This window comes from Microbacterium sp. NRRL B-14842, assembly GCF_050470785.1.
Genome location: NZ_JBFLUM010000001.1, coordinates 1,027,302 through 1,049,936 on the forward strand (window position 1 = coordinate 1,027,302; position 22,635 = coordinate 1,049,936).

25 protein-coding genes are annotated in these 22,635 nt (G+C 69.6%); 18 read left to right on the plus strand and 7 right to left on the minus strand.

Annotated elements, in window-relative coordinates; genetic code table 11:
• Nucleotides 1-107: 107 nt before the first annotated feature.
• Nucleotides 108-1,178, plus strand: a complete 1,071-nt coding sequence (gene trpD, locus AB1285_RS05170; protein WP_187661770.1) for an anthranilate phosphoribosyltransferase — start codon at nt 108-110, stop codon at nt 1,176-1,178.
• A 2-nt stretch (nt 1,179-1,180) separates the two neighbouring features.
• On the plus strand, nt 1,181-2,167 hold the full coding sequence (locus AB1285_RS05175) for a PHP domain-containing protein (RefSeq protein WP_187661769.1): 987 nt from the start codon (nt 1,181-1,183) through the stop codon (nt 2,165-2,167).
• Nucleotides 2,168-2,179: 12 nt separating this feature from the next.
• Here the strand turns inward: AB1285_RS05175 and AB1285_RS05180 are convergent, their stop codons facing one another.
• The 3 genes from AB1285_RS05180 to AB1285_RS05190 form a co-directional block, all read right to left on the minus strand.
• The gene (locus tag AB1285_RS05180; protein ID WP_370428841.1) at nt 2,180-3,130 is read right to left on the minus strand and encodes a 5'-3' exonuclease; all 951 of its coding nucleotides are present in this window, start codon (nt 3,128-3,130) and stop codon (nt 2,180-2,182) included.
• 32 nt (nt 3,131-3,162) lie between these two features.
• Nucleotides 3,163-3,663, minus strand: a complete 501-nt coding sequence (locus tag AB1285_RS05185; protein ID WP_370428840.1) for a hypothetical protein — start codon at nt 3,661-3,663, stop codon at nt 3,163-3,165.
• A 227-nt stretch (nt 3,664-3,890) separates the two neighbouring features.
• Nucleotides 3,891-4,430 (minus strand): hypothetical protein, encoded by a 540-nt coding sequence (locus AB1285_RS05190; protein WP_259954712.1) that lies wholly within the window; start codon nt 4,428-4,430, stop codon nt 3,891-3,893.
• 235 nt (nt 4,431-4,665) lie between these two features.
• Between AB1285_RS05190 and rpsA the strand changes: the two genes are divergently transcribed.
• The 7 genes from rpsA to AB1285_RS05225 all read left to right on the plus strand — a co-directional run bounded on the left by rpsA (nt 4,666) and on the right by AB1285_RS05225 (nt 12,871).
• Nucleotides 4,666-6,120 carry a 30S ribosomal protein S1 gene (rpsA, locus tag AB1285_RS05195; protein ID WP_187661766.1) on the plus strand — a complete coding sequence of 485 codons (1,455 nt, stop codon included), beginning with the start codon at nt 4,666-4,668 and terminating at the stop codon, nt 6,118-6,120.
• Between the two features lie 144 nt (nt 6,121-6,264).
• A complete protein-coding gene (locus AB1285_RS05200; protein ID WP_268777365.1) occupies nt 6,265-7,113 on the plus strand; it encodes an ABC transporter ATP-binding protein in 849 nt (282 codons plus the stop codon).
• A complete protein-coding gene (locus AB1285_RS05205) occupies nt 7,110-8,150 on the plus strand; it encodes an aliphatic sulfonate ABC transporter substrate-binding protein (protein WP_268777366.1) in 1,041 nt (346 codons plus the stop codon). The genes AB1285_RS05200 and AB1285_RS05205 overlap by 4 nt, the downstream gene beginning before the upstream one ends.
• Entirely contained in the window at nt 8,147-9,004 is an 858-nt protein-coding gene (locus AB1285_RS05210) for an ABC transporter permease (RefSeq protein WP_363447323.1), read from the plus strand. Before AB1285_RS05205 ends, AB1285_RS05210 begins: the two co-directional genes overlap by 4 nt.
• Nucleotides 9,005-9,006: 2 nt before the next feature.
• A complete protein-coding gene (gene acs, locus AB1285_RS05215) occupies nt 9,007-11,001 on the plus strand; it encodes an acetate--CoA ligase (RefSeq protein WP_370428839.1) in 1,995 nt (664 codons plus the stop codon).
• Complete coding sequence (locus tag AB1285_RS05220) at nt 10,998-12,302, plus strand: O-acetylhomoserine aminocarboxypropyltransferase/cysteine synthase family protein (RefSeq protein ID WP_187661761.1); 1,305 nt, start codon at nt 10,998-11,000, stop codon at nt 12,300-12,302. Before acs ends, AB1285_RS05220 begins: the two co-directional genes overlap by 4 nt.
• Nucleotides 12,299-12,871: a CoA-binding protein gene (locus AB1285_RS05225; protein ID WP_187661760.1), complete on the plus strand. Its 573-nt coding sequence runs from the start codon at nt 12,299-12,301 to the stop codon at nt 12,869-12,871. The genes AB1285_RS05220 and AB1285_RS05225 overlap by 4 nt, the downstream gene beginning before the upstream one ends.
• Before the next feature lie 25 nt (nt 12,872-12,896).
• Here AB1285_RS05225 and AB1285_RS05230 read toward each other — a convergent pair whose 3' ends face one another.
• From AB1285_RS05230 to AB1285_RS05240, 3 genes are read right to left on the minus strand one after another with little or no spacing between them, the layout of a single operon-like run.
• A complete protein-coding gene (locus AB1285_RS05230; protein ID WP_187661759.1) occupies nt 12,897-13,430 on the minus strand; it encodes a hypothetical protein in 534 nt (177 codons plus the stop codon).
• Nucleotides 13,427-13,942 (minus strand): signal peptidase I, encoded by a 516-nt coding sequence (locus tag AB1285_RS05235; protein ID WP_187661758.1) that lies wholly within the window; start codon nt 13,940-13,942, stop codon nt 13,427-13,429. Before AB1285_RS05235 ends, AB1285_RS05230 begins: the two co-directional genes overlap by 4 nt.
• A 35-nt stretch (nt 13,943-13,977) precedes the next feature.
• Nucleotides 13,978-14,535 (minus strand): hypothetical protein, encoded by a 558-nt coding sequence (locus AB1285_RS05240; protein ID WP_363588751.1) that lies wholly within the window; start codon nt 14,533-14,535, stop codon nt 13,978-13,980.
• Between the two features lie 126 nt (nt 14,536-14,661).
• Here AB1285_RS05240 and coaE point away from each other — a divergent pair, with 126 nt between their 5' ends.
• The 3 genes from coaE to AB1285_RS05255 all read left to right on the plus strand — a co-directional run bounded on the left by coaE (nt 14,662) and on the right by AB1285_RS05255 (nt 17,761).
• On the plus strand, nt 14,662-15,261 hold the full coding sequence (coaE, locus tag AB1285_RS05245; RefSeq protein WP_370428838.1) for a dephospho-CoA kinase: 600 nt from the start codon (nt 14,662-14,664) through the stop codon (nt 15,259-15,261).
• Nucleotides 15,262-15,332: 71 nt separating this feature from the next.
• Entirely contained in the window at nt 15,333-17,405 is a 2,073-nt protein-coding gene (gene uvrB / locus AB1285_RS05250; protein ID WP_370428837.1) for an excinuclease ABC subunit UvrB, read from the plus strand.
• Nucleotides 17,406-17,416: 11 nt separating this feature from the next.
• On the plus strand, nt 17,417-17,761 hold the full coding sequence (locus tag AB1285_RS05255) for a TfoX/Sxy family protein (protein ID WP_363588755.1): 345 nt from the start codon (nt 17,417-17,419) through the stop codon (nt 17,759-17,761).
• Nucleotides 17,762-17,771: 10 nt separating this feature from the next.
• Here AB1285_RS05255 and AB1285_RS05260 read toward each other — a convergent pair whose 3' ends face one another.
• Nucleotides 17,772-18,014, minus strand: a complete 243-nt coding sequence (locus tag AB1285_RS05260) for a hypothetical protein (protein WP_187661753.1) — start codon at nt 18,012-18,014, stop codon at nt 17,772-17,774.
• 45 nt (nt 18,015-18,059) lie between these two features.
• On the opposite strand from AB1285_RS05260, the gene AB1285_RS05265 reads away from it, so the two are divergent.
• The 6 genes from AB1285_RS05265 (at nt 18,060) to AB1285_RS05290 (ending at nt 22,633) form a co-directional block, all read left to right on the plus strand.
• Nucleotides 18,060-18,503 (plus strand): MarR family winged helix-turn-helix transcriptional regulator, encoded by a 444-nt coding sequence (locus AB1285_RS05265; RefSeq protein ID WP_429977423.1) that lies wholly within the window; start codon nt 18,060-18,062, stop codon nt 18,501-18,503.
• Between the two features lie 63 nt (nt 18,504-18,566).
• Nucleotides 18,567-19,319 (plus strand): DUF4129 domain-containing protein, encoded by a 753-nt coding sequence (locus AB1285_RS05270; RefSeq protein WP_429977424.1) that lies wholly within the window; start codon nt 18,567-18,569, stop codon nt 19,317-19,319.
• Complete coding sequence (locus AB1285_RS05275) at nt 19,316-19,789, plus strand: hypothetical protein (RefSeq protein WP_370428828.1); 474 nt, start codon at nt 19,316-19,318, stop codon at nt 19,787-19,789. The genes AB1285_RS05270 and AB1285_RS05275 overlap by 4 nt, the downstream gene beginning before the upstream one ends.
• Nucleotides 19,786-20,757, plus strand: a complete 972-nt coding sequence (locus tag AB1285_RS05280) for an AAA family ATPase (RefSeq protein ID WP_370428827.1) — start codon at nt 19,786-19,788, stop codon at nt 20,755-20,757. Before AB1285_RS05275 ends, AB1285_RS05280 begins: the two co-directional genes overlap by 4 nt.
• Complete coding sequence (locus tag AB1285_RS05285) at nt 20,754-22,061, plus strand: DUF58 domain-containing protein (RefSeq protein ID WP_370428826.1); 1,308 nt, start codon at nt 20,754-20,756, stop codon at nt 22,059-22,061. Before AB1285_RS05280 ends, AB1285_RS05285 begins: the two co-directional genes overlap by 4 nt.
• Complete coding sequence (locus AB1285_RS05290) at nt 22,058-22,633, plus strand: hypothetical protein (RefSeq protein ID WP_370428825.1); 576 nt, start codon at nt 22,058-22,060, stop codon at nt 22,631-22,633. Before AB1285_RS05285 ends, AB1285_RS05290 begins: the two co-directional genes overlap by 4 nt.
• Nucleotides 22,634-22,635: the final 2 nt, after the last annotated feature.

Consider the following 22,635-nt stretch of genomic DNA (forward strand, 5'->3'; position numbering starts at 1 on the left):
AACACTGCGAATACCCGGTGAATACGCGGGAAACGTCGCACTTTCGGTGTCTGCGCGCCCGCTCGGATCGCACTGCACGTTTTCTCCGCGCCGATAGGATCGCACACATGGCTGATTCCCTGACCTGGTCCGACGTGCTCACCTCTCTCCTGGAGCGTCGCGACCTCAGCGTCTGGGAGTCCACCTGGGCCATGCGGCAGATCATGCAGGGTGGGGTCTCCGAGGCGCAGCTCGCGGGGTTCCTGGTGGCGCTGCGCGCGAAGGGCGAGACGATCGACGAGATCGTCGGCTTCCGTGACGCCATCCTCGAAGCGGCCGTGCCGCTTCCGGTCTCCCCGAATGTGCTGGACATCGTCGGCACGGGTGGGGACCGCGTGGGTACGGTGAACGTCTCGACGACGGCGGCCGTGATCATCGGCGCGACAGGCATCCCGGTGGTCAAGCACGGGAATCGGGCGGCGAGCTCCGCGTCCGGCTCCTCCGACGTCCTCGGTGCGCTCGGCCTCGAGCTCTCGCTCGACCCGGCGGCCGTCGCCTCGATCCTCGACCGGACAGGCATCACCTTCGCCTGGGCCGGGGCCTTCCATCCCGGGTTCAAGCACGCGGGTGCCGTCCGGTCGCAGCTCGGCGTGCCGACCGTGTTCAACATGCTCGGTCCGCTGTGCAACCCGGCGCGCGCGGAGGCGAACGCGGTCGGCGTGGCACAGATGGAGCGAGTGCCGCTGATCACCGGCGTCTTCCGCACGCGGGGGGCCACGGCGCTGGTGTTCCGCGGCGACGACGGCCTGGACGAGCTGACGACCACAGGGCACAGCAGGATCTGGGAGGTCACCCGCGGGGACATCCATGAACACGATCTCGACCCGCGCGACCTGGGCATCCCCCTCGCCGACCTGTCCGACCTCATCGGCGGGTCTCCCGCCCACAACGCGGACGTGCTCCGGCGGACGCTCGCGGGGGAGCAGGGGCCCGTCCGGGACATCGTGCTCCTGAACGCCGCCGCCGGGATCGTCGCCTTCGAGCTCTCCCAGGACGCGACCCAGGTGCAGCGGCCGATCCTCGAGCGCCTCCGCGACGGGCTCGCCCGTGCATCCGCTGCCGTGGACGACGGGAGCGCACTGGCCAAGCTCGACCAGTGGATCGGCGTGAGCCGCGAGCTGGCGGCCCCTCAGGAGTGACCATGGATCCGGTCGACGCGCTGCTCGAGATCGCCTCGCTGCTGGAGCGGGAGCGGGCGTCGCGCTACCGGGCCAAGGCCTTCCGTCAGGCGGCCGCGACATTCCAGGACCTCCCTGCCGATGTGCAGGACGACCCGACGCGTCTTCGGGCGGCCAAGGGCATCGGCGAGTCGACCTTCGCCGTCATCCGGCAGGCTCAGGCCGGGGACGTGCCGGAGTATCTGATCGAACTGCGCGGGGACGTCGAGCCTGAGCGGGTGTCTGCGCTCCGTGGAAAGCTGCGCGGAGACCTGCACGCTCACACCGAGTGGTCAGACGGGACGACCTCCATCGAGGTGATGGCCGCCGCAGCCCGCGCGCAGGGGCACGAGTACCAGGCCATCACGGATCATTCGCCGCGCCTCCGCGTGGCCCGAGGTCTCTCGGTGGAACGGCTGCGTGAGCAGATCCCGCAGGTGCGGGCGCAGTCGGGGGACGGATTCACGTTGCTCGCCGGCATCGAGGTGGACATCCTCGAAGACGGCGCCCTCGATCAGGACGACGCCGTGCTCGCTGAGCTGGATGTGGTCGTCGCCTCCGTGCACTCGAAGCTGCGCATGGACGGCCGGGCGATGACGAAGCGGATGATCGCCGCGGTGTCCCATCCGCGGGTGAACGTCCTCGGGCATTGCACGGGTCGTCTCGTGCAGGGGGACCGTGGCACGCGCCCGCCTTCGGCCTTCGACGCCGCCGCCGTCTTCGCGGCCTGTGCGGAGAACGGGGTCGCCGTGGAGATCAACTCCCGTCCCGAGCGACAGGATCCGCCGGACGAGCTCATCGCGATCGCGCTCGACGCCGGTTGCCTGTTCTCCATCGATTCCGACGCACACGCCCCCGGCCAGTTGTCGCTCCTGGACCACGGAGCCGAGCGGGCGGAGCGTGCCGGGGTGCCGGCGTCACGCATCGTCACCACGTGGGGCCTGTCGCGTCTGCTCGCCTGGGCGGAGTGAGGGACGCCCTCGTCAGGCGTCCGCGATCGCCTTCGCCGCCTCGGTGACCGCGGTGACGGCGCGGGTCATGGAGCTGCCGAGATTCCAGCGCTCGGCGAGGGCCGTGGCCGCCTCGGCCTCGTCCGGCGTGAGGGCATGCAGGGCGACACCCGGGGCGGTGATCGGGAGCGACGTGGCGACGGCGACGACGGTCGGAGCGACGTCCAGGTAGGCCTGCGCGTCGAGGATCTTCGCGCGGATGCCCGCGCTCATGCCCTCACCTGCGTCCGCGGCCTCGCGGATACCGAGCAGATCGCCGTGCTTCTGCAGGAGCGTGGCGGCCGTCTTCTCGCCGATGCCGGCGACACCGGGGAGCCCATCCGACGCGTCCCCGCGCATCGTCGCGAAGTCCGCGTACTGCGTCGGCAGGACACCGTACTTCGTGACGACCGTCGCGTCCGTGACGAGTTCGAGATTGCTCATGCCGCGGGCCGTGTAGATCACCCGGACGTCCCGGGCATCGTCGACGAGCTGGAAGAGGTCGCGATCGCCGGTCACGATGTCGACCGGCATCGTCGCGTTCGTCGCGAGGGTGCCGATCACATCGTCCGCCTCATGCTCGGCGACGCCGACGATGGGGATGCCGATGGCGGCGAGCGTCTGCCGGATCAAGGGGATCTGCGCCTCCAGCGGGTCGGGGACCTCCTCGACGTCCGGCGCGCCGGCCACGACCTCGACCACGCGGTGCGTCTTGTAGCTGGGGATGAGGTCGACCCTCCACTGCGGACGCCAGTCGTCATCCCAGCACGCCACGACGTGGGTCGGCTGGTAGGTCGTCACCAGCTTGGCGATCATGTCCAGCAGGCCGCGTGCGGCGTTGATCGGGGACCCGTCCGGGGCTGTGACCTTGTCGGGCACCCCGTAGAACGCGCGGAAGTAGAGGCTGGCGGTGTCGAGCAGCATGAGGCGTTCGGCGCGGGTCATGGATTCAGGGTAGAGCGTGTCCCATCGGGCGCTCAGCAGCCGACCGCCGCGGGTCGTTCCTCGCACGTCCGCGCCACGAGCGCGGTGGTCGCCTCGTAGATGCGGATGTCCCGGGACGCTACCTCTATCGACAGCTCACCGGGAACCGCGAACCAGCCGCCGCCGACGTCGACCTGCGCCGTGTACGCGACCGTGGTCCTCGTCGAATAGGTGCCCCGTCGCGCATAGGTATGGCTCGTCTCGGTCGGCGTGAACGGCGCCTGCCCGAGCATCGACCAGGTGCGACCGCCGTCGGGCGTCACCGCCGTCGTGCCGTCGCCGTGGTCGAAGACGACGCGAACGGGCGTGAAACGCACCGGCACGGGCCGGTCGAGGAGTGTGCCGGTCGCCGTGTGTGCGGCGACGGTCGCCACGAAGTTGGTCGGCATCCCCACGACGCCCACGTTGCCCGGCTCGGCCGTCGTGGTCACGGGGGCGGGTGCGAACTGCGCGACATCCTCGATCGTGAGCGGCGTCCCGGACTCCTCTGTCACCCGCACCGCGTACATCCCGCACGACCGGCTCAGCACTGTGTCGGTCCGGCACGCCTTGCTTTCCGTCTCGGGGACCGCAGGGGGCCTACGGTTCGAATGCGTCCATAGATCGGAAGGGTGAGTCGCGGCGGAGACGCTCACGGTCGAACCGTCCGTCCCAGCTAGGAAATCTGAGAATCCCGGCGAATCGGCCCCAGAAGCGAACTGCACTAAGAGCATGATCACGACTACGAACCTGGGCACGAAGCATCCTCAATGCGGTTTGCAGTGTCGACAGTCAGAACTCCGTGCGGATGCGCCAGCAACAAGAGCTCCAGAGCGTAGGCACTGGGACGGTCAGGAGAAACGCCAGAGGTGCCGTCTTGGTTTGTGATTCGGACCTTCGACACATCTAGGCATGCAGATGCGCGGATGCGTTCGAACGGGGGCTCGCTTTCTTGCCCCTCAAAGAAGATGATGCTTGTATTCCCCGCCAGTACTTGCCCTTCCGCGTGCATCCGCGAGAAGTTCTTTCGATCCGATGCCTCCACCCCGCCACTGGACAGCTCAAACAACGGCTCGAACGTCGATGGGTCTCGGGTGTCGACGCGATTGAGGGCGTCGATGTAGTCGGAGAAGGTGGCCTCGGCGGCGGCGAAGGCCTCTTCTTCGGACGAGAACGCGGGGGAGGGAGTCGGCGTGGGCTCCGCAGTGGGGGTACACCCGGAGAGCATCGAGACGCCGACTGCCAGCGTGGCGAGCAGGCGGAAAGCGGTGGGCGAGATCACCGGGCCACCGTATGCGGAATGCCGAGCTCGCTGCCGACGTTATCCACAGAGCGGCTGCGAGGAATCGGCTCCTTCATAGGGCGGCAACTTCTGGTAGCCTGAACTGTCACTCGTGGCGTGTACACGCATGCCCAGGTGACGAACACACCACAATCCACCTGCTGCGAAGCACATCCCGACCGTGCGCGGTCTTGGTCCGCAGCCCGAGTATCCATTCACAAGGACAACCCACTACATGACTACCGCAACGACCGCCCCGGCCACCAAGCAGGTCGCCATCAACGACATCGGATCTGCTGAGGACTTCCTGGCCGCGGTCGAGAAGACCCTGAAGTTCTTCAACGACGGCGACATCATCGAAGGCACGATCGTCAAGATCGACCGCGATGAGGTCCTGCTCGATGTCGGCTACAAGACCGAGGGTGTCATCCCCTCGCGCGAGCTCTCGATCAAGCACGACGTCGACCCCAACGAGGTCGTCAAGGTCGGCGACGAGGTCGAGGCCCTCGTCCTCCAGAAGGAGGACAAGGAAGGCCGCCTGATCCTCTCCAAGAAGCGTGCGCAGTACGAGCGCGCCTGGGGAGACGTCGAGAAGATCAAGGAGAACGACGGCGTCGTCACCGGTACGGTCATCGAGGTCGTCAAGGGTGGACTCATCGTCGACATCGGCCTCCGTGGCTTCCTCCCGGCCTCGCTCATCGAGCTGCGCCGCGTCCGCGACCTCACGCCGTACCTCGGCCAGGAGATCGAGGCGAAGATCCTCGAGCTCGACAAGAACCGCAACAACGTCGTCCTCAGCCGCCGTGCGCTCCTCGAGCAGACGCAGTCGGAGTCGCGCACCACGTTCCTGAACAACCTGCACAAGGGTCAGGTCCGCAAGGGTGTCGTGTCGTCGATCGTCAACTTCGGTGCGTTCGTCGACCTGGGCGGCGTGGACGGCCTCGTGCACGTCTCCGAGCTGTCCTGGAAGCACATCGAGCACGCCTCCGAGGTCGTCGAGGTGGGCCAGGAGGTCACCGTCGAGATCCTCGAGGTCGACCTCGACCGCGAGCGCGTCTCCCTGTCGCTGAAGGCGACGCAGGAGGACCCGTGGCAGGTCTTCGCCCGCACCCACGCGATCGGTCAGGTCACGCCGGGTAAGGTCACCAAGCTTGTTCCGTTCGGTGCGTTCGTCCGCGTCGCAGACGGCATCGAGGGCCTCGTCCACATCTCCGAGCTCTCCAGCAAGCACGTCGAGCTGGCCGAGCAGGTCGTTTCCGTCGGCGAAGAGGTCTTCGTCAAGGTCATCGACATCGACCTCGAGCGTCGTCGCATCTCGCTGTCGCTGAAGCAGGCCAACGAGTCGGTCGACCCCAACGGCACCGAGTTCGACCCGGCCCTGTACGGCATGCTCGCCGAGTACGACGAGAACGGCGAGTACAAGTACCCGGAGGGCTTCGACGCCGAGACCGGTGCGTGGAAGGAAGGCTTCGACGCCCAGCGCGAGGCATGGGAGCAGGAGTACGCTGCGGCCCAGGCTCGCTGGGAGGCGCACAAGGCTCAGGTCGCGAAGGCGGCCGAGGCCGAGGCTGCGGCCGGCGACGACTTCGGCGGCCAGTCCTTCTCGAGCGAGACGGCCGGCGCCGGCACGCTCGCCGACGACGAGGCTCTCGCGGCTCTGCGCGAGAAGCTCTCGGGCGGCAACTCCTAAGTAACACTCCGAAAAGGGTCGTCACCCCGCTTCACGGCGGGTGTGACGGCCCTTTTCGCATGCCCGGAACCCCCGGAAATCGCTGCGTGACGCAACGTTACGGCCGCATTCGTAACAATCCAGCGCCTCCGACACGATGGGGACATGACCGTCCTCCTGCCCGCTGCGTCGCGCACTGCCGAGGCCCCGAAGGTGTCGGGTTCCGCGCAGCCCGTCCGCCTCGACGGCATCGCGCGCTCGTTCCCGCTCGCGCAGGGCCGGCGAGAGGTGCTCCGCGGCATCGACCTCGACATCGCCGCCGGGGAGATCGTCGCCGTCGTCGGCCCGTCGGGGTGTGGGAAGTCCACGTTGCTGCGCCTCATCGGCGGCCTCGACGCTCCCACCACGGGCACGATCCGGCTCGACGGTTCGGGCGTCGCCGACGTGGACGAGCGCACCGCTGTCGCGTTCCAGGAGCCGCGGCTGCTTCCATGGCGCACGCTCGCCCAGAATGTCGAACTGGGACTGCCGCGCGGCACCGGCCGGGTCGCCGGACGGACACGTGTGCGTGAGCTGCTGCAACTCGTCGGACTGGAGCATGCCGCCGACCAGCGCCCTCGTGAGGTCTCCGGCGGCATGGCCCAGCGCGCCTCGCTCGCCCGCGCTCTCGCCCGCAACCCCGGGGTTCTGCTGCTGGACGAGCCGTTCGGCGCGCTCGACGCCCTCACCCGTCTGCGCATGCACGACCTGCTGCTCAAGATCCACGCCGCCGAGCCCACCACGGTGCTGCTCGTGACCCACGACGTGGAGGAGGCCCTCTACCTCGCCGACCGCGTGCTGCTGCTGCGCACCGTCGGCGCGGGAGACGACGAGTCGTCCGTCGCGCGGACGGTCGACGTCCCCGGCATCCGCCCCCGAGACCGCGCCGACCGCGGCCTCGCCGACCTGCGCGCCGAGCTCCTCGAAGGGCTCGGCGTCGACACGCACCACCACACCCCCGAGGAGAACCGATGAGCACCATCACCCGCCGCATCATCCCTGCGATCGCCGTCGCCGGGACGATGATGCTCGTCGCCACCGGCTGCGTCGCCGGCGAGAACGCGACGGCCGACGCCGAGTCCACGCCCGCCGGGAGCGGCGAGTGGTCCGCCGACACGCTGTCCATCGACTTCGCTACCTACAACCCGCTCAGTCTCGTGATCCGCGACCAGGGCATCCTCGAGGACATCCTCGGCGACGACGTGACCGTCGAATGGGTGCAGTCCGCCGGGTCCAACAAGGCCAACGAGCTGCTGCGTTCCGGCTCGGTCGACGTGGGTTCGACGGCGGGCTCGGCCGCGCTGCTCGCTCGCGCCAACGGTTCCCCCATCCAGGTCATCGACATCTACTCCCAGCCCGAGTGGTCGGCCATCGTCGTCGGTCCCGACAGCGACATCACGTCGGTGGAGGACCTCAAGGGCGCGTCCGTCGCGGCCACCAAGGGCACCGACCCGTACTTCTTCCTCCTGCAGGCGCTGGAGGAGGGCGGGCTGTCGCTCGCGGACGTCGAGGTGCAGAACCTCCAGCACGCGGACGGGCGGGCCGCGCTCGACGGCGGGTCCGTCGACGCGTGGGCGGGTCTCGACCCCATCATGGCCGCTGCGGAGCAGGAGTCGGGCGACAAGCTCATCTACCGCAACGTCGACTTCAACACCTACGGTTTCCTCAACGCGACCGAGGACTTCATCGACAACCACCCGGATCTCGCACAGGCCGTCGTCGACGCCTACGAGGAGGCGCGCGTCTGGGCGCTCGAGCACCCGGAGGAGACGGCCGCCCTGCTCGCCGACGTCGCGGGCATCGACCTCGAGGTCGCGACAACGGTGATCCAGGAGCGGTCGAACCTCGACGTGAGCGGCGTCCCCGGTGACGACCAGCTCGCCGTTCTCGAGAAGATCGCGCCGGTGCTCGTCGAGTCCGGCGATGTGCAGGGCGGTCAGGCATCGGTCGACAAGGCGCTCTCCAGCATCATCAACGACACCTTCGCGACGAAGGCGGGCGCAAGCGAGTGACCGGTTTCGAGGAGCGGGTGGTCGTCCCGGCGGAATCGCGGGACGCGCTCGAGTTCGCGAAGGGTGCTCCCCGCGGGAGGCCCGGGGGAGCACGGCGTGGCCTGCCGCCTGTCGTGCGGATCCTCGGGGGCTTCCTGCTCCCCGCCGTGATCCTCATCGCCTGGCAGGTGGTCACGACGGCCGGGCTCATCGAGCCGTACCGACTCCCGACGCCCGGATCGGTCTTCCAGGCCGGAGTGGAACTCGCCGAGACCGGACAGCTCTGGACCCACATCGCCATCTCCGTCCAGCGGGTGCTGCTCGGATTCGCGATCGGCTCGGTCATCGGGCTCGCCGCGGCCGGCATCGTCGGACTCTCCCGGTGGGGTGACGTTCTGCTCAGTCCCACCCTCGCCGCCGTTCGCGCCGTCCCGTCGCTCGCCTGGGTGCCGCTGCTGATCCTGTGGATGCAGATCGGCGAGGAGTCCAAGGTGACCCTCATCGCGATCGGCGCGTTCTTCCCGGTCTACACGACGGTCGCCTCGGCACTGCGTCACGTGGACCCGCAGCTCGTCGAGGCGGGACGCTCGTTCAGCCTGCACGGCTGGTCGCTGTTCCGCACGGTCCAGCTCCCGGCCGTCGTGCCCTCCGTCGTCGCGGGGCTGCGTCTCGCGCTCGCGCAGGCATGGCTGTTCCTCGTGGCCGCCGAGCTCATCGCTTCGTCCATGGGGCTCGGGTTCCTGTTGACGGACTCGCAGAGCACCGGGCGTGTCGACCGTATCCTGCTCTCCATCGTGCTGCTGGCGCTGCTCGGCACGATCACCAACGGCGTGCTCGCACTGCTGGAGAAGTACCTGTTGCGGCGATGGACGTGACGATGACCGAGGCTCGGCTGCTGGAGGAACGGGTCTATCCTCCGTCGCCCGCGTTCCCCGATGCCAACGTGACCGCAGAAGCCTATGCTCGCGCGGCCGCTGATCCTGTGGCCTTCTGGGAAGATGCGGCCCGCCGGCTGGACTGGGTCGAGCCGTGGGGCCGCGTGCACGAGTGGGAACCGCCGGTCGACGGTGCGGTCCCCGCGGCGCGATGGTTCCTCGGCGGGCAGCTGAACGTCGCGGTGAACTGCGTCGACCGGCACGTGGACGCCGGACGCGGAGACAAGGTCGCCCTCCACTTCGAGGGGGAGCCGGGCGACCGCGTCTCGGTGACCTACGCCGACCTGCAGCGTCGTGTGGCCCAGGCGGCGCACGCGCTCGAAGACCTCGGCATCCGACCGGGCGATCGCGTCGTGATCTACCTCCCCGTGCTCGTGGAGACCGTCGTCATCACGCTCGCGTGCGCGCGGATCGGAGCCGTCCACTCGCTCGTCTTCGTAGGGTTCTCGGCGGAGGCCGTGCGGTTCCGGCTCGAGGACACCGGGGCAAAGCTGCTCGTGACCAGCGACGGCCAGTTCCGGCGGGGGACGGCGACCGAGGTCAAGTCCGCCGCCGATGCCGCCGCTGCGGGACTGCCGGACCTCGAACACGTCCTCGTGCTCCGTCGTACCGGACAGGCCGTCCCATGGACCGACGGTCGGGACGTGTGGTGGCACGACGTCGTCGACACAGCACCCACCGCGCATCAGGCTGAGGCTTTCGACGCCGAGCACCCGCTGTTCATCATCTACACCTCCGGCACGACAGGGAAGCCGAAGGGGCTTGTGCACACCTCCGGCGGCTACCTGACGCACGCGAGTTGGGCGCACTGGGCGCACTTCGACGCCAAACCGGATGACGTTCACTGGTGCACGGCCGACCTCGCCTGGGTCACCGCGCACACGTACGAGATCTACGGACCGCTGTCGAACGGGCTCACCCAGGTCATCTACGAGGGCACGCCGGACACTCCGCGTCGCGAGCGGCACCTGGAGATCATCGAGCGCTACGGCGTGACGGTCTACTACACGGCGCCGACGCTCATCCGGACGTTCATGACCTGGTTCGGCGACGAACTGCCGGGCGGACACGACCTGTCGAGCTTGCGGCTGCTCGGCACGGTGGGCGAGGCGATCAACCCGGAGGCCTGGGTGTGGTTCCGCCGGAACTTCGGGCGGAATGAGCTCCCCGTCATCGACACATGGTGGCAGTCGGAGACCGGTGCCGCGATGATCGCCCCCTTGCCCGGCATCACGCCCCTGAAGCCCGGCTCCGCGTCGGTCCCGCTTCCGGGCATCGACGTCGCCGTGGTCGACGAGAACGGTGACGAGGTGGCGCCGGGCCGATCCGGGACCCTGGTCGTCCGGCGCCCGTGGCCGGGGATGGCGCGGACCGTCTGGGGAAACCCGGAGCGCTACCGCGACGCGTACTGGTCCGCGTACGCCGGAGTAGGGGCGCACGGCGGCTACTACGTTGCGGGAGACGGAGCGACCCGCGACGCCGATGGCTTCATCTGGATCCTGGGGCGGCTCGACGACGTCGTGAACGTCTCCGGTCATCGCCTCTCGACGATCGAGATCGAGTCGGCGCTCGTGGCGCACGAGACGGTCGGCGAAGCCGGGTCCGCCGGTGTGGCGGACCCGGTCACCGGGCAGGCGGTCGTGGCGTTCGTCACCCCGTCCGGCCGGGCGGAGATCGACGCGCACGCGCTGCGCGCTGAGGTCGCCCGCTCGATCGGTCCGGTCGCGAAGCCGAAGCACGTCGTCGTCGTGCCCGATCTGCCCAAGACGCGCTCGGGGAAGATCATGCGCCGCCTCCTCGCGCAGCTCTGGGACGCGGAACAGGATCGGCGGGCGGGACGGACCCCGCAGGCGCTCGGCGACACGACGTCACTGCAGAACCCCTGGGCCGTCGACGACATCGCCGGCGCTCTCGCCGCAGAATCGAGGACATCATGACCGACGACCATCGCTTCGGGTTCCGCACCCGCGCCCTTCACGCCGGGGGCACCCCGGACGCCGCCACCGGGGCGAGGGCGGTGCCGATCTATCAGACGACGTCGTTCGTCTTCGACGATGCGGCCGACGCCGGAAACCTCTTCGCGCTGCAGAAGTACGGCAACATCTACTCGCGTATCGGCAACCCCACGGTCGCCGCCCTGGAGGAGCGCCTGGCTTCGCTGGAGGGCGGAATCGGTGCGGTCGCGACCGCCTCCGGCATGAGCGCGGAGTTCATCACGTTCGCCGCCCTCGTGGGCGCGGGCGATCACGTCGTCGCCGCCGCGCAGCTTTACGGGGGCACGGTCACGCAGCTCGACGTGACACTGCGTCGCTTCGGCGTGGAGACGACCTTCGTCCGCTCCTCCGACCCGGCGGACTTCGCCGCGGCCGTCCGTCCCGAGACCAAGGTCGTCTACGTCGAGATGATCGGAAACCCCTCGGGCGAGATCGCCGACATCGAGGGTCTCGCCGCTGTCGCCCACGAGGCAGGCGTGCCGCTCGTCGTGGACGCCACCCTGGCCACCCCGTACCTCGCGCGTCCGCTGGAGCACGGGGCGGACATCGTCATCCACTCGGTCACGAAGTTCCTCGGCGGTCACGGGACGACCCTCGGCGGAGTGGTCATCGAGAAGGGCACCTTCGACTGGGGCAACGGCAAGTTCCCCCAGATGACCGAACCGGTGGCCTCCTACGGCGGCATCTCCTGGTGGGGCAACTTCGGGGAGTACGGGTTCCTCACCAAGCTGCGCTCCGAGCAGCTGCGCGACATCGGCCCGGCGCTGAGCCCGCAGTCGGCGTTCACGCTCCTGCAGGGCGTGGAGACGCTGCCCCAGCGCATCGACGCTCACCTCGCCAACGCCCGGGTCGTCGCCGAGTGGCTGGCGGCAGACCCCCGCGTGTCCTACGTCACCTGGGCAGGGCTCGAAGGCCATCCGCATCATGAGCGTGCCGCCCGGTACCTGCCGCTGGGACCGGGATCCGTGTTCGCGTTCGGGGTCGCTGCCGAGGACGGCCGCGCTGCGGGGGAGGCGTTCATCGAGAACCTGCAGCTCGCGTCCCATCTCGCCAACATCGGCGATGCCCGCACCCTGGTCATCCACCCGGCCTCCACGACGCATCGCCAGCTCACCGAGGAACAGCTCGTCGCCGCCGGCGTGCGCCCCGACCTGATCCGCATCTCCGTCGGCCTGGAGGACGCGGAGGACATCATCTGGGACCTCGATCAGGCCCTCACCCTCGCGACGGGAGCCCACCGATGAGCACGACCTCCGCCGGCGACGCCTGCACCCTTCCTGCGACCACGGACGCGGCCAGCTGCGCGCTTCCCGTCACCGTCGAACCGGGCCGCACGTGGACCGGACCCTCGCAGCCGCAGCGGTTCGGGCTGCTGCGCCGGGCACGATCCATCGCGATCGTCGGTGCCTCCGGGAATCCGTCACGGGCCTCATACTTCGTGGCGACCTACCTGCTGTCCAGCACGGACTACGACGTCTATCTCGTGAACCCGAGGGAGACCGAGATCCTCGGCCAGCCGGTCTACCCGTCGTTGAGCGCCCTGCCCGTGCGGCCTGACATCGTGGACGTGTTCCGTCGTCACGACGACCTCCCGGGGGTCGCGCAGGAGGCCATCGACAGCGGGGCGAAGACCCTGTGGCTCCAGCTCGGCTCCTGGAACGAGGAGGCCGCTGCGCTCGCCGAGGCGGCCGGCCTCTCGGTCGTCATGGACCGCTGCATCAAGATCGAGCACGCCCGCTTCCACGGCGGACTGCACCTCGCCGGCTTCGACACCGGCGTGATCAGCTCCCGACGGCAGCTGCTCGCGCGCTGAGGGAGCTGCGCCGCGCCCAGGAGGCTCAGGTGCAGATCGTGTCCGCCGTGGTGCGGTGCAGCGTCACGGGAACCTGAAGGTCGGTGAGGTGCCAGTCGAGGCTGCGTCCGGTGAGCCGGGGCAACGAGGAGCACGTCCACGCGGGGTCCGGCGTGACGTGACTGCCCGGGAGCACCCCCGCAGCGTTCCACGAGGTCCACGTCCGGGGAAGGCCCGTCGCCTTCTTCAGATCCACGTCGACGTCGACGTGGTGCGACCCGCCCGGGGCGTTCGTGCTGATGTAGAAGTGGCCGGAGGTGTCGCTGATCTCCTCGTAGCGGATCGCCGTGATCGCGCAGGTGGTGGGGGCGGCCGTGGGGCTGCTGTACGCCTTGCACGTGTTCCCCGTGAACGGGGACAACCAGGCGGATGCCGCCGTCACCGTTCCCTTGACGACCGCGCGGTCCGTCCACGCCGCGCTGGTGGTGGGAACGCTCGCCTGTGCGAGCGACACGAAGACGACCACCACCGCGAAGGCGAAGCCGGCCAGCGGGACCACCAGTCGTCGCGCCGGGGTCACGTCGTCAGGGGCTTCCGCGCCGGGTGCTCCACGGGGCTCATCATGCTGAGACCGAGCAGCCCCAGGAGCCCGAGGAGCAACGGGAGGGCGACAGCGGGCGTCGTCATCCGCATGATCGCGGTTCCCCACCCGGGAAGCTGCACCGCCGGCTTCCACACGTCGCCGCTCACCGGATAGTCGAGAGCGTCGGAGAACTCGTTGGCGTCGCCCTTCATGGTGATGGTGCGCGCGCCATCGGCGGCTTCGATGGCGGTGATGCGATGGGTGACCAGGGAGTCGGTCAGCGCGCTGGGCAGGCTGACGACGTCACCCACCTCCAGAGAGTCGGCGGGGACCTTCGTGGCGATGAGGAGATCGCCCGTCATGATCTCGGGCTCCATCGAGCCCGAGATCACGACGAGCGGCTGGAGGACTCCGATGGCCGTGGCGCCCCAGACGACGCCGCAGCCCACCCCCATGACGGCCAGCGTCCAGAGAACGGGCAGGGCGAGCCGGCGGAGGAGCTGCACCACGATTCGTCCTTCGTCTCGGCTGCGGCGGTGGGTGGTCAGTTGGTCGCGGTCGCGGAGACCGTGACGAGGATCGTGCCGGTCTTGCCCTGGTTGCTGGTCGCCCAGTCCGCCGGAGTGGTGACGACGAGCTCGAACTCATCGGTGGCGGTGGACCCCGAGGAGGTCAGCGACGCCGCGAGTCCGGTGATCGTGGCGGTCGGCTTGACCGTGAAGTCGGTCGCCGTGGTGCCGGGGGCGTACTCGACGGTGGAGGTGAGCGCGGCGTTGACGGAACTGACGTTCTTCACCCAGAGCTTGATGGTGCGGGTCTCGCCGGGAAGCAGGTTCGCCAGCTTCTCGGCGGGGACGACGAGCTCGATGCTGTTCTTGGCCGCCGACTCCTTCCAGGTGGTTCCGTCGACGGAACCCTGGAGGTTGAAGGTGGCTCCCGCGGCGGGGGCGCTGAAGAAGGTGTTGTCCGTCCACGCGGCGCTGGTGAGCGCCGCGCCGATGCCGCCGGTCGCGAGCACGGCCAGCGCGAACGCCATGATCGGGCGTCGCCGGGAGCGTCGCTCGGTGCGGTCAGGGCGTGTGGAGGCATCCGTGTTCGTCATGGTTTCGACGTTACGCAGCACACCTCAGGGGACTGTCAAGTCTTCCTCAAGAGGGGCCGAAGCTTTCCCGATTGTTCCGTTTCCGCGTCGTGCGGCCCCGGGCCCGGAGCGTGGCAGGATGGTCGGATGCCGCTCATCGCTCTCACCGGAGGCATCGCGTCGGGGAAGTCCACCATCGCGAACCGGCTCACCGAACTCGGCGCGGTCGTCGTCGACGCGGATCAGATCGTGCGCGAGGTCCAAGCGCCCGGATCCGAGGTGTTCCGGATGATCGCACGGACGTTCGGAGACGCCGTCATCGCCGAGGACGGATCCCTCGACCGGGCTGCCCTCGGAGCGACGGTGTTCGCCGACCCGGACCGGCTCGCACGGTTGAACGCCATCGTGCACCCTGCGGTACGGGCCGAGTCCCAGCGCCGTTTCGACGCGGCGTTCGCCGCCGACCCGGACGCCGTCGTCGTGTACGACGTTCCGCTCCTGGTGGAGGCTCGTGTCGATGACCCCTGGGATGAGATCGTCGTCGCGCATGCGCCGGAGGACGTCCGTCTCGAGAGGCTCGTCGGCCTGCGCGGAATGACCCCCGAGGCCGCGCGCGACCGGATCGCCGCCCAGGTCTCCGACGAACGGCGGCTCGCGATCGCCGACGTCGTGATCGACACCTCGGGGTCGATCGAGCACACCCTGGTTCAGACGGACGCGCTCTGGGACCGGCTCCGTGCGCGCTGAAGGATAGCCGCCCGCCGGAGGCTTCCGACCCCGCCGGCCCCGATGTCGGAGGGGCGGCATACGCTTGATGTATGCAGCCCACCCGCAGTGTCCGCCCTTTCGAGGTCATCAGCGAGTACGCCCCTGCCGGTGATCAGCCGCAGGCGATCGCCGATTTGGCTTCCCGCATCAATGCGGGCGAGACCGACATCGTGCTGCTCGGCGCCACCGGAACAGGCAAGTCCGCGACCACGGCCTGGCTCGTCGAGCAGGTGCAGCGCCCCACACTCGTGCTGGCGCACAACAAGACCCTCGCCGCTCAGCTCGCCAACGAGTTCCGTGAGCTCATGCCGAACAACGCCGTCGAATACTTCGTCTCGTACTACGACTACTACCAGCCCGAGGCCTATGTCCCGCAGACGGACACCTTCATCGAGAAGGACTCCTCGATCAACACGGAGGTCGAGCGCCTTCGCCACTCGACGACGAACTCCCTGCTGAGCCGCCGCGATGTGGTCGTGGTGTCGACCGTGTCCTGCATCTACGGCCTGGGCGCGCCGGAGGAGTATCTGCGCGCCATGGTCGCGCTCCAGGTGGGGGAGCGGTACGACCGCGACGCCCTGATCCGTCAGTTCATCGCGATGCAGTACAACCGCAACGACGTCGACTTCTCGCGGGGCAACTTCCGGGTCCGCGGCGACACCATCGAGATCATCCCCGTGTACGAGGAGCACGCCATCCGCATCGAGCTCTTCGGCGACGAGATCGAGGCGCTGTACTCGTTGCATCCGCTGACGGGCGAGGTCATCGAGAAGCTCGACGCCGTGCCGATCTTCCCCGCCTCGCACTATGTCGCGGGCACCGACGTCATCCAGCGCTCGATCGGCACGATCGAGCACGAGCTGGAGGAGCGGCTGAAGGAGTTCGAGCGGCAGGGCAAGCTCCTCGAGGCGCAGCGCCTCCGGATGCGGACGACGTTCGACCTGGAGATGCTGCAGCAGCTCGGCTTCTGCTCCGGTATCGAGAACTACTCGCGCCACATGGACGGGCGCATGCCGGGGGAGCCCCCGCACACGCTCCTGGACTTCTTCCCCGACGACTTCCTGCTCGTCATCGACGAGTCGCACGTGACGGTGCCGCAGATCGGTGCCATGTACGAGGGTGACGCCTCCCGCAAGCGCACGCTCGTCGACCACGGCTTCCGCCTGCCGAGCGCGATGGACAACCGACCGCTGCGCTGGGACGAGTTCAAGAACCGCGTGGGGCAGACCGTCTACCTGTCGGCGACCCCGGGCAAGTACGAGATGGGCATCGCCGACGGTGTGGTGGAGCAGATCATCCGCCCGACGGGACTGGTCGACCCGGAGATCATCGTCAAGCCGTCGAAGGGACAGATCGACGATCTGCTCGAGGAGATCAGGCTTCGCGTGGAGCGGGACGAGCGCGTCCTCGTCACGACCCTCACGAAGAAGATGGCCGAGGAGTTGACCGACTTCCTCGGGGAACACGGCGTGCGGGTGCGCTACCTGCATTCCGACGTCGACACCCTGCGCCGCGTCGAACTGCTCAGCGAGCTGCGCGCCGGTGTGTACGACGTCCTGGTGGGCATCAACCTGCTGCGAGAGGGACTCGACCTCCCGGAGGTGTCGCTCGTCGCGATCCTCGACGCCGACAAGGAAGGGTTCCTCCGCTCCGGGACGTCACTCATCCAGACCATCGGCCGGGCAGCGCGTAACGTCTCGGGCGAAGTGCACATGTACGCGGACAACATGACCGACTCCATGGCCAAAGCCATCGAGGAGACCGACCGTCGGCGCGAGAAGCAGATCGCGTACAACAAAGAGCACGGGATCGATCCGCAGCCGCTGCGCAAGCGCATCGCCGACATCACCGAGGTGCTCGCGCGCGAGGGGCAGGACACGGCGGAGCTGATGTCCGGGCGAGGCCGTGCGTCGGGCAAGGGCAAGTCGCCCACGCCGAACCTGCGGCGCACCGGCATCGCTGCCGAGGGAGCGCAGCAGCTCGAAGCCACGATCCAGGACCTCACCGATCAGATGCTCGCCGCTGCCGCGGAGCTGAAGTTCGAGCTCGCCGGGCGCCTGCGTGACGAGGTGCAGGATATGAAGAAGGAGCTCCGCTCGATGGAGCGGGCCGGGCACGCGTAGACGGAGACCAGATGGACGCGGCAGGAGAGGAACTCGCGGACCGAGTCCGGGCGCTGCTCGGCGCTGACCCCTCGATCGAGGAGAGGCGGATGTTCGGAACCAGGGCATTCCTCGACGAGGGCCGCATCCTCGTCGGAGCACGGAAGGACGGCACGCTCCTCGTCCGCGTGGATGAGGAGAACGGAGCCATCGCCGTGACCCAGCCGGGTGCTGCGCGGGCCGTGATGGGATCGCGCACCATGGGGTCGGGCTGGATCGACGTCGCCGCGTCCGCGATCACCGATGATGCGGCGCTGATGATGTGGATCGACATGGCCCGAGAGTCAGTGGGGGCCGCCACCGCGGACGGCGACTGACCCGAGCGGTTCACGGGCAGTGCACCAGGGTCTTCGGCCCGGAGCGGTCGATCTCGTGTTCCGTCATCGGTGCTCCGCAGAGCGGGCAGGCGCGTTCGGCGCGTTCCGCGGCGCTCGGCGGCGGCGTCTTCTCGTAGGGCCCGACGGAGGCCGGGCCCGCCAGACGCACGAGGTTGGTGTTCACCCAGGCATAGAGGCCCCCCGCTTCGCGGATGCGGGTGCGAAGAGGGGGCCGGCTGGAGTCGCGTGACATGTTGATTAGTGTACTAATGATTCGTGCAGATGTATAGTCGGGATCGTGACCGACACCGATGATCTGCTCCGCCTCGAGAACCAGCTCTGCTTCGCCGTGGTCACGGCGGCGCGGAACGTGGTGGCGATCTACCGGCCGATCCTCGAGCCGCTCGGGCTGACCCATCCGCAGTACCTGGTGATGCTCGCCCTCTGGGAGCGGGCTCCGCGATCCCTCAACGACCTCGCCGCCGACCTCGCGCTGGAGCCCGCGACGGCGTCGCCCCTCGTCAAGCGGCTCGAAGCCGACGGCCTGGTGGCCCGCCAGCGCAGCAGCGAGGACGAACGCCGACTCGAGATCACGCTCACGGATGCCGGTGCCGCCCTGCGTGCCAGGGCGGTGGACGTGCCGCGGCAGGTGATGGCCGCCGTGGGGATGGACATCGACGAGGTGGCAGCACTGCGGGACGGACTGGGCGCCTTCGCGGGGCCCCGCCCCGCCCACCCCTGACCGTTCCGCGGCATCCCGATATGAAGCTCGGATGCTCGCACGCGCACCCCTAGGGTGGGAGGCATGTCGCGCCCCGAGCCTCCGGTCCCCGCGCCGGAGCGCGTGCGTCGACCGGGGCCGCCGATGCTCCTCGGCCTCGCCGCCGTCGCCGGACTGTTCGGTCTCCTCATGTTCGCCGCGGCCGTGCAGGGCACCCCGCAGTTCGCGTCGACGGAGGCCGAGAGCACATCGCCGCCCCAGGAGAACGTCGTGCTCCCCGCCCCGACGGCGACGGAGACACCGCTGCCTCCGGAATCGTGGGGGGATCCGGTTCTCGCGCAGGTGCTCGGCATGGTCTTCGGTCTCGTGCTGGGGCTGGCCGCCCTCGCGCTCGTCGTCGTGGTCGTTCGCCAGCTCCTCCGATTCCTCGTGCGGCTGTGGCGGGACCGTCCGCTCGCACGCCGCGATGCCGCGGCTGCCGGGCCGGGTGCCAGCCCCACGTCGCCGGATATCCTCCCTGACGAGGTGACCATCCGCCGCGGGGTCTCCGATGCGCTTCGCACGGTCAGCGAACGACCAGTACCCGGTGACGCGATCGTCGCGGCGTGGATCGGCTTGGAGGAATCCGCCGCCGACGCCGGTCAGGGGCGCGCTCCGACGGAGACGCCGGCAGAATTCACCGCCCGGGTGATCGGCGGGCGCCACGGCATCGCCGCGGACGTCGCGGTCCTGCAACGCCTCTATGAGCGGGTGCGCTTCGGCGGGCTGATCGCAGACGAAGGCGACCGGCGGAGCGCCGCCGACGCGCTTCGCGGCATCAAGGCGGGGTGGCGATGAGAGGGAGGATCGTCCTGGCTCTCTGCAGCGCCCTCGTCGCCGCTGGTCTTCTCGTCGTGATGCTCACCTTCGGAGTGCCCGCCCCCTTCGCCGTCGCATGGACCCTCATCCTGCTCGCTATCGTCGCGGCCACCCGCCAGGCCTTCGTCGACGAGGTGGTCGTGTGGCCGCCGGAGGCGCCCCGAGCGGAGGGCCGTGGCTCGGACGTGTCGCGGTTGGCGTGGGCGATCAACACCCGCACCGGCGTCGCGGGCCATGTCGTCGTCCGACGCGTGCAGGGCGTGGTCCGTCGGCGCCTCGCGCATCTCGGCCTCGACCTCGATGACCCTCAGGACCACCCGCGTATCGACGCGGTGCTGGGAGACGGTGTCCGCGCCTCCCTGCATGCGCGAGAAGTGCAACGCGTGGACATCGAGCGCGTCCTCGACGCCCTCGACCGCATCCCCATCGACACGGAGGAGACAACATGACCACCGACGAAACCACGCAGATCGCCGATGTCGGACGCCGCGTGCTCGCGGGCGTCAAGACGGCCGTCGTCGGGATGGACGAGTCCTTGACGATCGCGCTGGCCGCGATCCTGGCGGGCGGCCACGTGCTCTTCGAGGACGTTCCCGGCCTCGGCAAGACGCTCGCCGCGCGCAGCCTCGCGGGTGCGCTCGGGTTGGACTTCCGGCGGCTGCAGTGCACACCCGACATGTTGCCGGGCGATGTCACCGGTTCCTACGTCTACGCGCCTTCCACCGGGGACTTCGCCTTCCGCCCCGGTCCGATCTTCACGGGACTGCTGCTTGCGGACGAGATCAACCGGACGACGCCGAAGACACAGTCGGCGATGCTCGAGGCGATGGCCGAGCACCAGGTGACGGTGGAGGGCAACAGGTTTCCGCTCCCGCGTCCGTTCCACGTGATCGCCACATCGAACCCGATCGAGTACGAGGGGACGTACGCGTTGCCGGAGGCGCAGCTCGATCGCTTCATGGTGCGGCTCGCGGTGGGGTACCCGCAGCCGGAGGAGGAAGCGCGGATCATCCTCGACCGTGTGGAGCGGCAGAGCCCGGATGTCGAGGTCGAGCCCGTAGTGGACGCCGACGGCCTGCGGCGGATCCAAGCAGCGGTCGAGGGCATCCACGTCGACCGCGATGTCGTGCGATACGGTGTCGAGCTCACGCGGGCGACACGCGAGGCGGCGACGGTGGCCGTCGGCGCCTCCCCGCGTGGTTCGCAGGCGCTCGTCCTCCTCGGACGCGCGCTCGCCGCGCTGGACGGGCGGGCATATGTACGGCCGGACGACCTCAAGCGCGTCGCGGTGCCGGTCCTCGCGCATCGATTGACCCTGACGCCGCAGGCCTGGGCACAGGGAGTGGACCCGCGGACGGTCGTCGACGCGGCCCTGGCGCGGACGGCCGTGCCTCCGACCGTCGCGGCGGCCCCGTGACGGACGAGGCGGCGGTGCAGACGGCGACCGCGGTCGCCTGGCGGCGGACGCCGGTCATCGCTCTCGGCATCGGCGGCGCGGCGATCATCGCCGCGGTGGGGCTCGCCTTCTCCCGTCCGGATATCGTCGCCATCGGCCTGCCGCTGGCGCTGGCCGCCGCGTGGGCGCTCCTCCGCCGCCCGAGCCCCGGAGAAGCGAGAATCGCTCTGCGCGCGCACGCCGTCGGCAGCGTCGATCGCCCGGAAGTGCAGACCGCCGCGGATGTGGTGCTGGCGGCGGATGCGGTGCAGATCGCCGTGGATCAGGACGGGCGGCGAAGCGGTCTCGTGGATGTCCGACCGGGAACGGCCTGTCTCACGGCGCGCGGCGTGCTGCAGCATTCGGGTCCGAGTGAGCCGCTCGCCGTGACCCTGCGGGGGTCGAGTCTCGACGGCGCGTGGGTCTCCGATATCGTCCCTCGGACGGCGCTCGCCTGGAACGCGCCGCCGCGCGCGGTGCGGATCGGCAGCCTCCCGGTGGCGCCGCGGCTCACCGGACTGCACGGGTCGCATCCGGGTTCCCGCCCGGGGCAGGGTGGCGACTTCCGGGATATCCAGCCCTTCGTCCCCGGAGACGAGCTCCGTCGGGTCGACTGGCGCGCGACCGCCCGCGCCGCACGTCGACCAGGAGATCTCCTGGTGCGCAGGGACGACGCGCTGAGCGACTCGTCGGTCGTGCTCGCGATCGACACCGCCGAAGATCTCGGCGCCGCCGTGGCCGCGTGGGGGAGTGGCGACCCCGATCGCTCCGGAGTGACCTCACTCGATCTCGCGCGGGAAGCGGCCCTCGCCATCGCCACCGCGGCGATCGGCGTGGGCGACCGCGTGGCCTATCACGCGCTCTCTCCGGACGGCCTCTCGCTGCCCTCCGGCGGTGGCGCCCGGCACCTCGCCCGTGTGCGCCGCGCGATCGCCGCGACCGGCATCGGCACCGATCCGTCCTATCGGCGGTCCCCGGCCGTGCCGCCAGGGTCGATCGTCTTCGTGCTCTCGACGTTCGTCGACGGGGTGGCGGCACGGCTGGCGACCAGCTGGCGCGCCGCCGGCCACGCCGTCATCGCCGTCGATGTGCTTCCGACTCCCGAGGAGAGCCGCCTCAGTCGCGAGCAGCGGATCGCCCTGCGCACTCTGCTCGCCGAGCGCACCGACGTCCTGGCCGAGCTGAGACATGCCGGCATCGAGGTGGTGCCGTGGTCCGGTGGTGTCGATGCCGCGATGCGCCGTGCCGCCCGCCGTCTTGCGCGTCGCGGGACGGGGCGCCGATGACTCGCGCCGTCCGCTCTTTCCGCGCCGGTGTCGCGGTCCCTGGGGCCGTCCTCCGGCTGGCAGGGGTCGCCCTGGCCGCCGGGGGAGCACTGCTCCTGATCCCCTTCCCGCTGTGGCAGGGCATCGCGGTGCTCGCCGCTGCCGTCGCCGTCGCGATCCCCCGCAGTCTCGCCGCCTGGGTGGCGCTGGCCTGCCTCCCGTTCGGCGTGATCCTCTCGGAACCGGATCCCTCCCGGACCGCGCTGGCTCTGCTGTTCGTGCACGCCCTGCATGTCTGCGCGTCGCTGAGCCTCGTGGTGCCGCTCTCCTCGCGCGTGGCCCTGTCCGTCCTGCTTCCGAGTGCCGGCCGCTTCCTCGCCGTTCAGCTGATCGCGCAGCCGCTGGCGTTCGGCGTCTGGCTGCTCGCCGAGCGGCCGGACACCCCCGAGGTCGTGATCCTGGCTCCGTTCGCCGCGGCGGCGCTGCTCGGCGGGATCCTGGTCGCCCTCCGTGCGGCGAGACGGGCGGGCGCGGCGGCGTCCGCAGCAGGCGCGTACGGCGTTCTCGGAGCCGATGTCCGTGGCCCCTCGTAGAC

Bases quoted from the DNA above. Each gene is read 5' to 3' on its own strand.
- AB1285_RS05275 (WP_370428828.1), top strand. From the start codon at position 19,316: ATGAGAGGGAGGATCGTCCTGGCTCTCTGCAGCGCCCTCGTCGCCGCT.
- AB1285_RS05290 (WP_370428825.1), top strand. From the start codon at position 22,058: ATGACTCGCGCCGTCCGCTCTTTCCGCGCCGGTGTCGCGGTCCCTGGG.
- coaE (WP_370428838.1), top strand. From the start codon at position 14,662: ATGCCGCTCATCGCTCTCACCGGAGGCATCGCGTCGGGGAAGTCCACC.
- AB1285_RS05280 (WP_370428827.1), top strand. From the start codon at position 19,786: ATGACCACCGACGAAACCACGCAGATCGCCGATGTCGGACGCCGCGTG.
- AB1285_RS05260 (WP_187661753.1), bottom strand. From the start codon at position 18,014: ATGTCACGCGACTCCAGCCGGCCCCCTCTTCGCACCCGCATCCGCGAA.
- AB1285_RS05175 (WP_187661769.1), top strand. From the start codon at position 1,181: ATGGATCCGGTCGACGCGCTGCTCGAGATCGCCTCGCTGCTGGAGCGG.
- acs (WP_370428839.1), top strand. From the start codon at position 9,007: ATGACCGAGGCTCGGCTGCTGGAGGAACGGGTCTATCCTCCGTCGCCC.
- uvrB (WP_370428837.1), top strand. From the start codon at position 15,333: ATGCAGCCCACCCGCAGTGTCCGCCCTTTCGAGGTCATCAGCGAGTAC.
- AB1285_RS05200 (WP_268777365.1), top strand. From the start codon at position 6,265: ATGACCGTCCTCCTGCCCGCTGCGTCGCGCACTGCCGAGGCCCCGAAG.
- AB1285_RS05255 (WP_363588755.1), top strand. From the start codon at position 17,417: ATGGACGCGGCAGGAGAGGAACTCGCGGACCGAGTCCGGGCGCTGCTC.
- AB1285_RS05240 (WP_363588751.1), bottom strand. From the start codon at position 14,535: ATGACGAACACGGATGCCTCCACACGCCCTGACCGCACCGAGCGACGC.
- AB1285_RS05220 (WP_187661761.1), top strand. From the start codon at position 10,998: ATGACCGACGACCATCGCTTCGGGTTCCGCACCCGCGCCCTTCACGCC.
- AB1285_RS05270 (WP_429977424.1), top strand. From the start codon at position 18,567: ATGTCGCGCCCCGAGCCTCCGGTCCCCGCGCCGGAGCGCGTGCGTCGA.
- trpD (WP_187661770.1), top strand. From the start codon at position 108: ATGGCTGATTCCCTGACCTGGTCCGACGTGCTCACCTCTCTCCTGGAG.
- AB1285_RS05205 (WP_268777366.1), top strand. From the start codon at position 7,110: ATGAGCACCATCACCCGCCGCATCATCCCTGCGATCGCCGTCGCCGGG.
- rpsA (WP_187661766.1), top strand. From the start codon at position 4,666: ATGACTACCGCAACGACCGCCCCGGCCACCAAGCAGGTCGCCATCAAC.
- AB1285_RS05225 (WP_187661760.1), top strand. From the start codon at position 12,299: ATGAGCACGACCTCCGCCGGCGACGCCTGCACCCTTCCTGCGACCACG.
- AB1285_RS05180 (WP_370428841.1), bottom strand. From the start codon at position 3,130: ATGACCCGCGCCGAACGCCTCATGCTGCTCGACACCGCCAGCCTCTAC.